Source organism: Aeromonas sp. sif0611, from assembly GCF_019218845.1.
GTDB classification, from domain to species: domain Bacteria; phylum Pseudomonadota; class Gammaproteobacteria; order Enterobacterales; family Aeromonadaceae; genus Aeromonas; species Aeromonas media.
Genome location: NZ_JAHUWU010000001.1, coordinates 94,449 through 107,934 on the forward strand (window position 1 = coordinate 94,449; position 13,486 = coordinate 107,934).

The following is a 13,486-nucleotide window of genomic DNA, read 5'->3' on the forward strand; positions in this document are numbered from 1 at the left end:
TTTCGTGATCTTGCGCAAGGTAAAAACTGGCGGGCACCAGACCCGCTGGAGCCAAATATATCACTGTTTGTACTGTTATTTTACCGGTCAGTTCAGTATCATTCTCAATGAATTTTCATTTAACCACCTTTTGCTTTTCCTTTTATTAACAGATGTTAACGAGAGGATTTTGCAAATCAGGGGTGAAAATGGCCCCGATTACCGGGCGAAAAACAAACAACAGCATCGGAAGCGGAATACAACGATGAGCCATACAACAAACCACCCTGAGTACAACTATACCGTTGTGCGCCAGTTCACCGTCATGACGATTGTCTGGGGAATTGTCGGTATGTCGGTTGGTGTACTGATCGCAGCCCAGTTGATCTGGCCTGCCCTCAACTTTGATACCCCCTGGCTGACTTACAGTCGCCTGCGTCCCCTGCATACCAACGCGGTCATCTTTGCGTTTGGTTGCAGTGCCCTGATGGCCACCTCCTTCTACGTGGTACAGCGCACCTGCCAGGCAAGACTGTTTGGCGGCCCGCTCGCCTCCTTCGTGTTCTGGGGCTGGCAGGCGATCATCCTCGCCGCCGCCATCAGTCTGCCACTGGGATACACCACCTCCAAGGAGTATGCCGAGCTGGAATGGCCCATCGATATCGCCATCGCCGTGGTCTGGGTGAGCTATGCCATTGTCTTCTTCGGCACCCTGGTCAAGCGCACCACCTCCCACATCTATGTGGCGAACTGGTTCTTCGGTGCCTTCATCATCACGGTGGCCGTGCTGCACATCGTCAACAACATGGAAGTGCCACTCTCCGGCATGAAGTCCTACTCCATGTACTCCGGCGCCATGGATGCCATGGTGCAGTGGTGGTATGGCCACAACGCGGTCGGTTTCCTGCTCACCGCCGGCTTCCTGGGGATGATGTACTATTTCGTGCCCAAGCAGGCGGGACGTCCGGTCTACTCCTACCGCCTCTCCATCGTGCACTTCTGGGCGCTGATCTCCCTCTATATCTGGGCCGGTCCGCACCATCTGCACTACACCGCGCTGCCTGACTGGGCCCAGTCCCTGGGCATGGTGATGTCCCTCATCCTGTTTGTCCCCTCCTGGGGCGGCATGATCAACGGCATCATGACCCTGTCCGGTGCCTGGCACAAGCTGCGCTATGACCCCATCCTGCGCTTCCTGATCGTGTCCCTGTCGTTCTACGGCATGTCCACCTTCGAAGGCCCCATGATGGCGATCAAGACGGTCAACGCCCTCTCCCACTACACCGACTGGACCATAGGTCACGTCCACTCCGGTGCCCTGGGCTGGGTTGCCATGGTATCCATCGGCGCCGTGTATCACCTGATCCCGAACCTGTTCGATCAGGGCCGCATGTACAGCATCCGCCTGATCAACGTCCACTTCTGGCTGGCGACCGTGGGCACAGTGCTCTACATCGTCTCCATGTGGATTTCCGGGGTGATGCAGGGTCTGATGTGGCGTGCGGTCAACGATGACGGCACCCTGACCTACAGCTTCGTGGAGGCGCTGCAAGCTTCCTATCCCTTCTACTTCGTGCGCTTCCTGGGTGGCTGCTTCTTCGTCACCGGCATGCTGCTGATGGCCTATAACGCCTATCGCACCGTCACTGCGCCCAAGGGTTCCCTGGAACCCGTCGCACAGCCAGCCTGATCTGAAGGGGTTTAAAGCATGAGCAACAACAACCGTCACGAAATTTTTGAAAAGAGCGTCCCCATGCTGGTGATAGGCATCATCTTTGCCATCAGCCTGGGGGGCCTGGTGGAGATCACGCCGCTCTTCTTCCAGAAGCAGACCAACGAGCCGGTGGAAGGCCTCAAGGCCTACACCGCCCTGCAGATGGAAGGACGCGACATCTACATCCGCGAAGGCTGCACCGTCTGCCACAGCCAGATGATCCGTCCGTTCCGCGCCGAAACCGAGCGTTACGGCCACTACTCGGTCGCCGGTGAGAGCGTGTGGGAGCACCCCTTCCTGTGGGGCTCCAAGCGTACCGGTCCGGATCTGGCCCGGGTCGGCGGCCGCTACTCCGACGACTGGCATCGCGCCCACCTCATCAACCCGCGGGACGTGGTACCGGAATCCAACATGCCCGCCTTCCCCTGGCTCGAGACCAACGTCCTGACCGGTGAGCTGACCGGCAAGAAGCTGGCGCTGTTCCGGGATCACTTCGGGGTGCCCTATACCGATGCCGACATCGAGGGTGCGTCTGAGGCAGTCAAGGGCAAGACCGAGCTGGATGCCCTGGTGGCCTATCTGCAATCACTGGGTCATGCCCTGAAATAAGGAGTCGGGATATGGATTACGGCACATTTCGCGGCCTGTACACCCTGCTGCTGATGATCATCATGATCGGCATCATCGTCTGGGCATACAGCAAACGCCGCAAGGCCTCCTTCGATGAGGCTGCCAACCTGGTTTTTGCCGATGACGAGCAACCCAGTGCTGATAACAAGAACGCAGGAGCGAAGCAATAATGAGCACTTTGTTTAGCATTTTTGTGACCGTCATAAGTCTGGGCACCATACTCGGCTGCTTCCTGCTGCTGATGTGGTGCATGAAGGACAAGATGGGGACCGAAGAGGGCAAGCCCATGGGGCACACCTTCGACGGCATAGAGGAGATCAACAATCCCCTGCCGAAGTGGTGGTCCTATATGTTCCTCTTCTTCATCGTCACCGGTCTCATCTACCTGCTCGCCTTCCCGGGTCTGGGCAACTGGAAGGGTCTGCTGGGCTGGCAGAGCTCCAACCAGGACGTTCGCTCCCTGGCCGAATCCAAGGCGGCGGCTGCCTCTGCCAAGGATGAAGGGCGCGCGGTGGAGTACGATCGGGAATTGGCCAAGGCCGACGAGGTCTATGGCGCCAAGTTCCGTGAGCTGACCTACCAGGCCGACGGCAAGAACTACAAGGAAATCACCGAGATCGCCAAGGACCCGGAAGCCCTGAAAGTGGGTCAGCGTCTGTTCCTGCAGAACTGCTCCCAGTGCCACGGCTCCGATGCCCGCGGTGGTCGCGGTTTCCCGAACCTGACCGACAGCGAATGGCAGTGGGGCGGAGCGCCGGATCAGATCAAGACCACCATCATGGGCGGTCGTCAGGGGATCATGGCCGCCTGGGGCGAGATCCTGGGTCAGGACGGGGTCAAGGAAGTGGCCTCCTACGTGCTGAGCCTCTCCGGCCGCAAGGTGGATCTGGTGGAAGCCAAGAAGGGGGAAGCCCGTTTCGCCATGTGCGCCGCCTGTCACGGCCCGGATGCCAAGGGCGGCATCGCCTTCGGCGCGCCGGATCTCACCAACAACACCTGGTTGTATGGTGGCTCCCGTCAGGTGGTTGAGCAGACCATCACCCATGGGCGTCACGGCGTGATGCCAGCCTGGAAGGATATCCTGGGAGAAGACAAGGTCCACCTGCTGGCGTCCTATGTCTACAGTTTGTCCCACCAGGCGCAGTAAAATAAGCAGTAACATGTGATAACCACGTGATTACGCAGCAAAAAGCCTCGACTCTTCGAGGCTTTTTGTTATCTTGTGTTGGCTAGAATCCCTCCATTTCGTTAACCATTTGTTTCGGTAGCACCATGACTCAACCCTGGTATCGCCAATTCTGGCCCTGGTTCATCATCGCCCTCCCCTGCGCCGCCGTGGTAGGCAGCATCGCCACCGCCATCATCGCCAGCAAGGATGGGGTCAACCTGGTGGCGGAAGACTATTACAAGCAGGGCAAGGAGATTAATCAGGATCTCAGCAAGTTCGATCGCGCCGAGGCCCTCGGCATCCGCGTCGAGCTCTCGGTCAGCGACAAGGAGCTGACCCTGAAGCCCCTGTCGGGAGCGATCCCCGCCGGTCAGGCGCTGCACCTCTCCCTGTTCCACCCGACCCTGGCCGGTCTGGACAGCGATCATCTGCTCACTGCCGATGGCAAGGGAGTCTATCGCCTGATGCTGGACAAGCCCCTCACCGGCAAGTGGCACATCCGGGTCGATGCCTTCAACCACGAGTGGCGCCTGCAAGAGACGGCGCAGTTGCCGACCAAGGCCCCAGTGGAACTCGATCCCAGGGGACGCTGAACCCTGGATGAGCGGCAGCGTTCATCCAGGCATGACGGTGTCCTCCCTTTTTTCGCCCACGCGGGCAGCTTCCAAGAGGGATAATGACCATGACCGGCTGTTTTCACTGTGGTGAACCGGTTCCCACTGGCAGTGACTTTACCCTGGAGATCAAGGGGATAGTGCAACCCATGTGCTGCCCTGGTTGCCAGGCCGTGGCACAGACCATTCTCGAATGCGGCCTTGCCAGTTACTACGAGCACCGCACCGCCCCCGGCATCAAGGGGGAATTGGTGCCGAGCGAGCTGGCGGCCCTCACCCACTACGATCTGGCCGAAGTGCAGCAGGAGTTCGTCACCGAGACGGGCACGCTGCGGGAGATCCAGCTCAGCGTGGAAGGGCTGACCTGCGCCGCCTGCGCCTGGCTCATCGAGCGCCACCTGATGGGGCTGCCAGGTCTGCATTATGTCAACGTCAATACCACCACCCACCGCGCCCGCATCAAGTGGGATCCGGACAGGCTCTCGTTAAGCGACATCCTCAAGGGGTTCGCCAAGATAGGCTACCGCGCCTACCCCTTCCAGACTCATCAGCAAGAAGCCCTCTACGCCCGCGAGGTGCGCAGCTACATGTTCCGCATGGCGCTGGCTGGTCTGGGCTCCATGCAGGTGATGATGTGCGCCGTGGCGCTCTACATGGATCTCTTCATCAGCGTGGAAGAGGAGTTCATGATCTACTTCAAGTGGATAAGCCTGCTGCTCTCCACCCCCATCATGATCTACTCGGCCCAGCCATTTTACGCAGGCGCCTGGCGCAGCCTGAAACAGGGCCACCTCTCCATGGATGTCTCGGTGTCGCTGGCCCTCATCGGTGCCTTCATCGCCTCCATCTGGGCCACCGTCTTCAACACGGGGGAGGTCTATTACGACTCCATCACCATGTTCGTCTTCTTCCTGCTGCTGGGGCGCCTGCTCGAGCTGAGGGTGAGGCGCAAGGCGTCCGAGTCCAGCTCCAACCTGGCGCGCCTGGTGCCCATCATGGCCACCCGCATCGATGCAGAGGGCGAACACGAGGTGCCCGCCAAGACGCTGCGGGTGGGGGACAGGGTCCGGGTGCTGGCCGGTGCCACCCTGCCCGCAGACGGCATCATCACCCAGGGGCAGGCCAGCCTCAACGAAGCCATGCTGACCGGCGAGCAACTGCCCCTGCTCAAGCAGGCGGGAGATCCCGTCTTCGCTGGCACCATCAGCACGGATGCGCCGCTGGAGATCCGGGTCAACCACCCCATCGAAGAGTCGCGCCTCGCCCAGATCATGCGGTTGCAGGACAGCGCACTGGATGACAAACCCGCCATCGCCCAGCTGGCTGATGTGCTCTCCCGCCATTTCATCCTGGTGCTGCTGCTCATCGCCGCCGCGGTCTGGACCTTCTGGCACTTCCATGCCCCGGAACGGGCCTTCTGGGTCACTCTGTCAGTGCTGGTGGCCACCTGCCCCTGCGCCCTGTCACTGGCGACCCCGACGGCGCTCACCTCGGCCACAGCCCACCTGACCCGCAGCGGCATCCTGCTGCGCCGCGGCCACGTGCTGGATGTGCTGACCCGGGCCAACCGGATCGTGATGGACAAGACAGGTACCCTGACCACCGGCAATATCAGCCTGGTGGGCGTCCAGCTCCTGGCGGAGCTTGGCGAAGACGAGTGCCTGGCCATCGCCCGCGCGCTGGAAGCCTACTCCGAACACCCCATAGCCCGCGCGTTTCGCAGCAAAGGAGCAGACGATGCCGTGCTGCTGGCAGCCAGCGGGGTGACGCCCGTCATCGGCCACGGCATCGAGGGCAGGATCGCAGGCAAACATTACCGCATCGGTAGTGCCCGCTGGCTCGGGCTGAGTGACAAACAGAATGCTGCTCAGGGACTGGCCATCTATCTGGCCGACGAGACAGGGCCGCTGGCCCGCTTCACCCTGGCTGATACCGTGCGTGCGGATGCAGGGGCCTTGATCCAGGCCTTCAAGGCGGCCGGCCTGCAAACCACCATTCTCACCGGCGACAGCTCCCCTCAGGCCGACACTGTGGCCCGTGAACTCGGGGTCGATGAGCTGGTGAAAGGGGTCACCCCAGATGGCAAGCTCGCGTACCTCAAGGCGCAGGAAGCGGCGGGAGACATCAGCATCATGGTGGGGGATGGCATCAACGACGCCCCCGTGCTGGCCGGTGCCCATGCCTCCTTCGCCATGGCGGGCGGCACGGATCTGGCGAAAAACAGCGCCGACGCCATCCTGCTGGCCGATGACCTCTCCCGCCTGCTGACGGCGCGCACCCTGGCGCTGCGCACCCGCCGGATCATCCAGGAGAACTTTGCCTGGTCCATCGGTTACAACCTGCTGGTGTTGCCACTCGCGGCAAGCGGCTGGCTGCCCCCCTATCTGGCAGCGGCAGGCATGTCCCTGAGCTCCCTCATAGTCGTCACCAACTCGATGCGTCTCAATCGATGAGCAAGCAGGGAAAACGCTGAACATGTGGCCTGCCTCCGATGCAGGCCACATTTCTCACTGATAGCGGCTGGCCCCCTGCCCGAACAGGGTTACCATGGGGGTCGATTGCCACGGATAAATGCCAAGGTAGTTTCCATGAACATCATTTTTGTCCTCATCCCCATCGCCATCCTGTTCGTCATCATCGCGGGGGCCGTTTTCTTCTGGGCCATTCGCTCGGAGCAGTTCGAGGATCTCGACCGACAGGGCTCCAACATCCTGTTTGACGAGGAGCAACCCGCCACCAAGAGCAAGGATAAGCCGCGCGATGACCAGCAGCCTTGACCTGATGGGGGCCCTGCTGGTGGGACTGGCAGGCTCAGGCCACTGTATCGCCATGTGTGGTGGCGTCTCCGCCGCCCTCTCTATGGCCATCCCCGCCGAGAAGCAGCACTTCTGGGGCAGGCTGGGTTACCTGCTCAACTACAACCTTGGCCGGATCCTGAGTTATGTGATTGCCGGTGCCCTGGTGGGGGGATTGCTCGCCACCACCAGCGAGCTAGGGGCCGGCAAGCATGCCATCGCCGGCTTGCGCCTCATTGCGGCCCTGTTGATGATAGCGCTGGGCCTCTATCTGGCGGGTTGGTGGCAGGGGATCCTGCTGCTGGAGCGACTCGGCGCCAAGATGTGGCCCTTCATCAAGCCGCTGGCAGGCAAGTTCATTCCCTTCACGTCGGCCTGGCAGGCGCTCCCCTTTGGCATGGTGTGGGGCTGGCTGCCCTGCGGCCTGGTCTACTCCATGCTGACCTGGAGCGCGGCAGCGGGCTCCGCTGGCGGCGGGGCGCTCATCATGCTGAGTTTTGGTTTTGGGACCCTGCCGACCCTGTTTGCCCTGGGCGGGCTGGCAGACAGATTGCGTTACTGGCTGACCCTGCGCAGCCTGCGTCTGGGTGGAGCCTTGCTGCTCATTGCCTATGGGCTGCATACCCTCTGGATCGGGCTGGCGTCCTTTTGAAACCCTATCCAAAACGGATGAGTTGGTGGTAAACTTGTTTGATATAAATCAATTATTCATATGAGCCTATGATCCCGGACAAGAAACCTGGCAGACGTGTTCAGAGCGGTGGCTGTGCAATTCATTGCCAGGATTGCAGCATCAGCCAGCTCTGCATCCCCTTCACCCTGAACGACAGTGAGCTCGATCAGTTGGACAGCATCATCGAGCGCAAGAAGCCGATCCAGAAGGGTGAGGAACTGTTCAAGGCTGGCGATGAACTGAAATCGCTCTACGCCATCCGCTCCGGGACCATCAAGTCATACACCATCACCGAGCAGGGCGATGAGCAGATCACCGCCTTCCACCTTGCAGGGGATCTGGTCGGTTTCGATGCCATCCACAAGCAGGCGCACCCCTCCTTCGCCCAGGCGTTGGAAACCGCCATGGTGTGCGAGATCCCGTTCGATGTACTCGACGATCTTTCCGGCAAGATGCCCAAGCTTCGCCAGCAGATCATGCGACTGATGAGCAACGAGATCATGGGGGATCAGGAGATGATCCTGCTGCTCTCCAAGAAGAATGCGGAAGAGCGCCTCGCCGCCTTCCTGCACAATCTCTCGGTGCGTTTCTCCGAGCGCGGTTTCTCCGCCAAGGAGTTCCGTCTCTCCATGACCCGTGGCGACATCGGCAACTACCTTGGCCTCACCGTCGAGACCATCAGCCGTCTGCTCGGTCGTTTCCAGAAGTCCGGCCTCATCAGTGTCAAGGGCAAATACATCACCGTGCTGGATCACGTGGCCCTCGGTGTCATGGCCGGTGCCACTCGCCCTCCCTGCGGCTGATCACGCCCTTTCCCACTGTATTGCCGGATCGGTTTACCCTGAAATTTGATCCGGCACACCTTCCCGTCTCCCCCCTTGGGCTAAGCTGTAATGGCTAAAGAGTTGCCATCATTGGCGTTTTTGCCAAGGAGGAGAACATGGTCAAGTACCGAAACATTCTGGTGGTGATCAACCCGGAGGAGGAGCGCCAGATCGCGCTCGAGCGCGCGGTCAAGGTCGCCGAGCTGGACGAGGGCGCCCAGCTGACCCTGCTCCTGACGATTTACGATTTCTCGTACGAGATGACAGCCATGCTGTCGGTAGATGAGCGGGAAGAGATGCGCCACGGCGTCATTGCCCAGCGTCGGGAATGGCTGGACGAGATACTCCAACCCTATCGCGCCAGAGGCCTGGAGTGCGAGATCAAGGTGCTGTGGCACAATCGCCCCTTCGAGTGTGTCATCCAGGAAGTGCTGGAGCATCGCCACGATCTGGTGGTCAAGGCGACCCACAAGCACTCCTTCCTGCAAACCTTCATCTTCACCCCGACCGACTGGCACCTGCTGCGCAAGTGCCCCTGTCCCGTCCTGCTGGTCAAAGAGGGTCACTGGCAGCGGGGCGGCAATATCATCGCAGCCATCAACTGCTCGAGCGATGACTTGGAGCAGAAAGTCCTCAATGAGCGCATCACCCGCGAAGGCGTCGCCATCGCCGATCTGCTCGGCTCCAACCTCTATCTGGTCAACACCTACCCCGGCACACCGGTGAATGTGGCCATCGAGCTGCCCGAGTTCGATCCCAACGCTTACAACGATGCCATCCGCAAGCATCACGAAGATCTGCTGCGAGAACATGCCGATCACTTCGGCATCAATCACATGTGGACCAAGGTGGCGGAAGGATTACCGGAGGAGGTGCTGCCTGACATGGCCGACGAGCTCAAGGCCACTTTGATGATCATGGGTTGCGTCGGCCGTACCGGCCTCTCCGCCGCCCTGCTCGGCAACACGGCAGAGCATGTGGTCGATCGGCTCAACTGCGACATCCTGATCCTCAAACCGGACGATTACAGCTGCCCGGTGGATGACAAGCGTCATCCTGCATAAGCGTTTCTTGCCCTCCCCCGGGACATGGCTATAATAAGCCGCTTATTTTTGTCCCGGGTTTGAGGCCATGCTAGAAGAGCTTAACGCCAAAGAGAAATACAGTTTCAACAAGCTGCAGAAACGCCTGCGGCGCAACGTGGGTCAGGCCATCGCCGACTTCAACATGATTGAAGAGGGTGACAAGATCATGGTGTGCCTGTCTGGCGGCAAAGACAGCTTCGCCATGCTCGACATCCTGATGAGCCTGAAGGCCAGCGCTCCCATCCATTTCGATCTCGTGGCCGTCAACCTGGATCAGAAGCAACCCGGCTTCCCCGAACACGTGCTGCCGGAATACCTGGCCACCCTCGGCGTCGACTTCAAGATCGTCGAGGAAGACACCTACTCCATCGTCAAAGACAAGGTGCCGGAAGGCAAGACCACCTGCGCCCTCTGCTCCCGCCTGCGCCGCGGCATTCTCTACCGCACCGCCCAGGAGCTGGGCTGCACCAAGATTGCCCTCGGCCACCACAGGGATGACATCCTCGAGACCCTGTTCCTCAACATGTTCTACGGCGGCAAGCTCAAGTCCATGCCCCCCAAGCTGGTGAGCGACGATGGCAAGAACGTGGTGATCCGCCCCCTGGCCTACTGCAAGGAGAAGGATCTGGTGCGCTATGCGGAGGTCAAGGCCTTCCCCATCATCCCGTGCAACCTGTGCGGCTCGCAGGAGAACCTGCAGCGCAAGGCCATCAAGCAGATGATGCAGGACTGGGATCGCCGATTCCCCGGCCGGATAGAGACCATGTTCACCGCCATTCAGGACGTGATCCCGAGCCACCTGCTCGATCACAAGCTGTTTGACTTCAAGAGCATCAACCGCGACTCCGGCATCATCGACGGCGGCGACAAGGCATTCGATCCCCCCGAGCTGCCGACCGCCCCCCTGCTCAACATCGATGAGATGGACGTGCTGGATGTGATCGAGGTGCGCTGAGCGCCCTGCCAGCCACCACGAAAAAGGAGCGCCATGCGCTCCTTTTCTTTATCTGTCTTTCACCCGGCTTTTTCAGCCCTTGTGCAACCAGGGGGTCAGTCGCAGTATCTCTCCCGCAAGCTGCAACCTGCCCGCCGCGAAATCGGCGAGTTGCTCATTGCGAAGCAGTAGCTGGCCATCCTGCCAGGAGAGAGGCTGCTGACGGGCACCGTCGATGAGGTAGGCGGTGCCGCTCGGCTGCACCAGGGTCACCCGCACCCCCGCCATCTCCGGCAGGAAGTGTTTGCCGACCATGCCTGCCAGCTTGTCCAACAGCGACTGCATCTCCTGCTGGCGTGTCACCACCTCGCTCACCCTGAACCCCTGGCTATCCGACGCTGGGGGCGCATCGGCCATCACCTGCACCGACATGTCACAGGTGGCATGTGGCTCGGTCAGCTCCACCACCACGGTCGCTTTGTCGAGATTGAGATCGTCGTCATAGGGCAGACGCAGCTCGCTGTCGATGGTCACCTCGGCGGCAACATCCCGATCCAGGGTCGAGACCCTTGCCGAGGCGAGCCCGCAGCGCTGGCCAGTTTGCGGATCGGTCAGATAAAACCCCAGCCTGGCATCACCAAACTCGCCCTTGGCAAAGGTCTTCATCTGGCTGTAGAAGGTGCTGTATTGCAGATCCAGCGAGGGCGCCGCCACGCACAGCGCGGGCACTATCAGCAGACTTGCCGCCATGCCATGTCGAACCAGCTTCATATGCCATCCTTTTGCATCACGCGTTGAAATGATCGGGTCCCTGCCCGGTGGTGGCATTGTCCGCCACTTCGGTCACCTCCACGGCAACCCCGCACAGATCCCGATAGAGGATCCCCTTGAGGTTGAAATAGAGGGGAGCCACCCATATGAGGCCTATGCCCATGGGAATGAGAGCCAGGAAGAACAGTGCCAGCATGACGCCATGCAGCAGCACTATGCTGGGCCAGCCACGGGCGAACAACTTGAGGGAGACCAGGATGGCCTGAGCCGGCGACAGGCCGCGCTCCAGCACCAGGGGCACGGTGAACACCAGCCCCATGCCCACCAGGGCAGAAGGAACAAAGGCCAGCATCACCGGCAGCCCCAGCAGCTCGAACAGGGGACCAAACAGGCTGGTAATGAGGCTGCCGAGCAGGCTCAGGGAGCCCAGACGCAGAAAGTGACGGAAGAAGTCGAACACCTGGTTAGGGCGGGCCCGCACGCCCACCGACTGCTGCAGTCCCAGCATGTCGAGGGAAGAGGTCATGGGGGACATGATGACGGTGATGAGCAGGCTCAATATCAGGGCCATGTCCATGTCACCCCCTTCCTGGCTGACATAGGGGGCCAGCAGGGTGTTGCTCAGCAGGATCCAGATTGCCATGACCCCGGCGATGGCCAGCGCCAGACCGAAACCGGTGCGGCGAGTCTGTTGCCAGGCCTCTTTCAACACCCCTTGCAGGTCCAGACGGTATCCCTGGCTGAGGGACTGTTCGAGGGTTCCACCGATCCGCATTCTATTACTCAATTGACTATCCAACATTCAAATACGACTGTTCCAAGGTGGCACATTATAGCGGTTTGACCGGGCATGCGTAGTCGTTTTTCCTGTTATCTTCCGTTCAGAAAGCTGTTGATTTCACAGACAAGGGCACTGTCGCCAGCCCGGTATTCGTGCCCCGTGGTTGCCTGGCTTGGCCCTCGCCCGGCATGGGCGTAGGATGGATGACCAAGACTCGACAGACTCGCACTCTCGCGCAGTCCATCCCGGATAACCCATACAAGGAAAGCTGCAATGTCCGAACTGACGCTCTATCTCGCCCCCGGTACCTGTGCCATGGCGGTGCGCATCGCCCTGGTGGAAGCCGGTGCCCCGCACCGGATCAAGCGCCTCGATCTCGCCGCCGGGGAGCAACGCACCCCCGCCTATCTTGCCATCAACCCCAAGGGGCGGGTGCCGGCCCTGGTGACCGAGCGCGGCGTACTGACCGAAACCCCGGCCTTGCTGCTGTACGTGGCCCAGCGTTTCCCGGATGCCGGGCTGGCGCCCCTGGATGACCCCTTCCTGCTGGCCAGAATGCAGGAGGTGCACAGCTTCCTCGCCTCGACGGTGCACGTCGCCCATGCCCATGGCCGTCGCGGTAGCCGCTGGGCGGATGACGAACACGCCATCGCTGCCATGAAGGCCAGGATGCCGCAAAACATGCGCGACGGTTTCGCCGAGATAGAGCACCACTATCTGGCCGGTCCCTGGGTATTGGGGGAACGTTTCAGCCTGGCCGATATCTACCTGTTCGTGGTGGCCAGCTGGCTCGCGAGCGACGGGGTCGCCATCGACGAGTTTCCCAAGGTGGCGGCCCATACTCGACGCATGCTGGCACGCCCCGCCGTGCAGGAGGCCCTGATTCTCTGATCCCCTCCTCTGGTTGTACGGGTGCTCTTCTGGCACCCGTTTTCCTGCTGTCAGCCACTTCATTGAGATCGTTTTCACATTTTCGTCATCTGTTCCTAGACCCGTTAACGGTTAGCGCCTATCTTTCACCTCAACGACGCAACCGGTTGCGTAACCGGTTGCCCAGATAAATATCGACGATGCGGTCACAGGCCGCCGAGGTGTTGTATGAAACGAGGCAAGCTGCTCAATGCTCCCCTGAGTGCTCTGGTGGCACGAATGGGTCACACCGACGAGATCACCGTCTGCGATGCAGGCCTGCCCATTGCGGCGGGGCCTGAGCGCATCGATCTGGCACTGATGGCGGGCACTCCCAGCCTGGACACCGTGCTGACCGCTCTGCTCACCGATCTGGTGGTGGAGAAGGTGATCATGGCGAGCGAAATAAAATTGATCAGCCCGGATGCCCATCAGGCGCTGGTTGCGCAGATCGAGGCTCACGCCCTGGCCCAGGGCAAACCCATCGCCGTCGAATATTGCCTGCACGAGGCGTTCAAAGCCCGCTCCCACCAGAGCAAGGCCATCGTGCGCAGCGGCGAGGTCACCCCCTACGCCAATATTATTCTCTGCGCCGGTGTGGCGTTTTAA

General features: G+C 60.6%; 15 protein-coding genes. 13 read left to right on the forward strand and 2 right to left on the reverse strand.

Annotated features, from left to right (window positions below):
- Positions 1-244: 244 nt before the first annotated feature.
- The 11 genes from ccoN (at position 245) to ttcA (ending at position 10,437) form a co-directional block, all read left to right on the forward strand.
- Entirely contained in the window at positions 245-1,669 is a 1,425-nt protein-coding gene (gene ccoN, locus KW824_RS00395; RefSeq protein ID WP_005329626.1) for a cytochrome-c oxidase, cbb3-type subunit I, read from the forward strand.
- An 18-nt stretch (positions 1,670-1,687) separates the two neighbouring features.
- A complete protein-coding gene (gene ccoO, locus KW824_RS00400) occupies positions 1,688-2,302 on the forward strand; it encodes a cytochrome-c oxidase, cbb3-type subunit II (RefSeq protein ID WP_005329630.1) in 615 nt (204 codons plus the stop codon).
- 11 nt (positions 2,303-2,313) lie between these two features.
- A complete protein-coding gene (locus tag KW824_RS00405) occupies positions 2,314-2,493 on the forward strand; it encodes a CcoQ/FixQ family Cbb3-type cytochrome c oxidase assembly chaperone (RefSeq protein ID WP_005329633.1) in 180 nt (59 codons plus the stop codon).
- Positions 2,493-3,470, forward strand: a complete 978-nt coding sequence (ccoP, locus tag KW824_RS00410) for a cytochrome-c oxidase, cbb3-type subunit III (RefSeq protein ID WP_218408558.1) — start codon at positions 2,493-2,495, stop codon at positions 3,468-3,470. Before KW824_RS00405 ends, ccoP begins: the two co-directional genes overlap by 1 nt.
- 125 nt (positions 3,471-3,595) lie before the next feature.
- Positions 3,596-4,084, forward strand: a complete 489-nt coding sequence (locus KW824_RS00415) for a FixH family protein (RefSeq protein WP_182310707.1) — start codon at positions 3,596-3,598, stop codon at positions 4,082-4,084.
- Positions 4,085-4,173: 89 nt separating this feature from the next.
- Complete coding sequence (locus KW824_RS00420; RefSeq protein WP_218408559.1) at positions 4,174-6,558, forward strand: heavy metal translocating P-type ATPase; 2,385 nt, start codon at positions 4,174-4,176, stop codon at positions 6,556-6,558.
- A gap of 135 nt (positions 6,559-6,693) precedes the next feature.
- Complete coding sequence (ccoS, locus tag KW824_RS00425; RefSeq protein WP_005329639.1) at positions 6,694-6,882, forward strand: cbb3-type cytochrome oxidase assembly protein CcoS; 189 nt, start codon at positions 6,694-6,696, stop codon at positions 6,880-6,882.
- Positions 6,866-7,552: a sulfite exporter TauE/SafE family protein gene (locus KW824_RS00430; RefSeq protein WP_218408560.1), complete on the forward strand. Its 687-nt coding sequence runs from the start codon at positions 6,866-6,868 to the stop codon at positions 7,550-7,552. Before ccoS ends, KW824_RS00430 begins: the two co-directional genes overlap by 17 nt.
- Positions 7,553-7,620: 68 nt before the next feature.
- The gene (locus tag KW824_RS00435; protein WP_043131810.1) at positions 7,621-8,376 is read left to right on the forward strand and encodes an FNR family transcription factor; all 756 of its coding nucleotides are present in this window, start codon (positions 7,621-7,623) and stop codon (positions 8,374-8,376) included.
- Between the two features lie 137 nt (positions 8,377-8,513).
- Positions 8,514-9,461: a universal stress protein UspE gene (uspE, locus tag KW824_RS00440; protein WP_005329645.1), complete on the forward strand. Its 948-nt coding sequence runs from the start codon at positions 8,514-8,516 to the stop codon at positions 9,459-9,461.
- A 67-nt stretch (positions 9,462-9,528) separates the two neighbouring features.
- Positions 9,529-10,437 (forward strand): tRNA 2-thiocytidine(32) synthetase TtcA, encoded by a 909-nt coding sequence (gene ttcA / locus KW824_RS00445; protein WP_042648240.1) that lies wholly within the window; start codon positions 9,529-9,531, stop codon positions 10,435-10,437.
- A gap of 72 nt (positions 10,438-10,509) precedes the next feature.
- Here the strand turns inward: ttcA and KW824_RS00450 are convergent, their stop codons facing one another.
- Together KW824_RS00450 and KW824_RS00455 are read right to left on the reverse strand one after the other, a co-directional pair.
- Positions 10,510-11,187 carry a DUF2987 domain-containing protein gene (locus KW824_RS00450; protein WP_218408561.1) on the reverse strand — a complete coding sequence of 226 codons (678 nt, stop codon included), beginning with the start codon at positions 11,185-11,187 and terminating at the stop codon, positions 10,510-10,512.
- Positions 11,188-11,203: 16 nt separating this feature from the next.
- A complete protein-coding gene (locus tag KW824_RS00455; protein WP_005329651.1) occupies positions 11,204-11,962 on the reverse strand; it encodes a hypothetical protein in 759 nt (252 codons plus the stop codon).
- A 279-nt stretch (positions 11,963-12,241) separates the two neighbouring features.
- Between KW824_RS00455 and KW824_RS00460 the strand changes: the two genes are divergently transcribed.
- Together KW824_RS00460 and rbsD are read left to right on the forward strand one after the other, a co-directional pair.
- Entirely contained in the window at positions 12,242-12,859 is a 618-nt protein-coding gene (locus KW824_RS00460) for a glutathione S-transferase family protein (RefSeq protein ID WP_218408562.1), read from the forward strand.
- 207 nt (positions 12,860-13,066) lie between these two features.
- The gene (gene rbsD / locus KW824_RS00465) at positions 13,067-13,486 is read left to right on the forward strand and encodes a D-ribose pyranase (RefSeq protein ID WP_139750710.1); all 420 of its coding nucleotides are present in this window, start codon (positions 13,067-13,069) and stop codon (positions 13,484-13,486) included.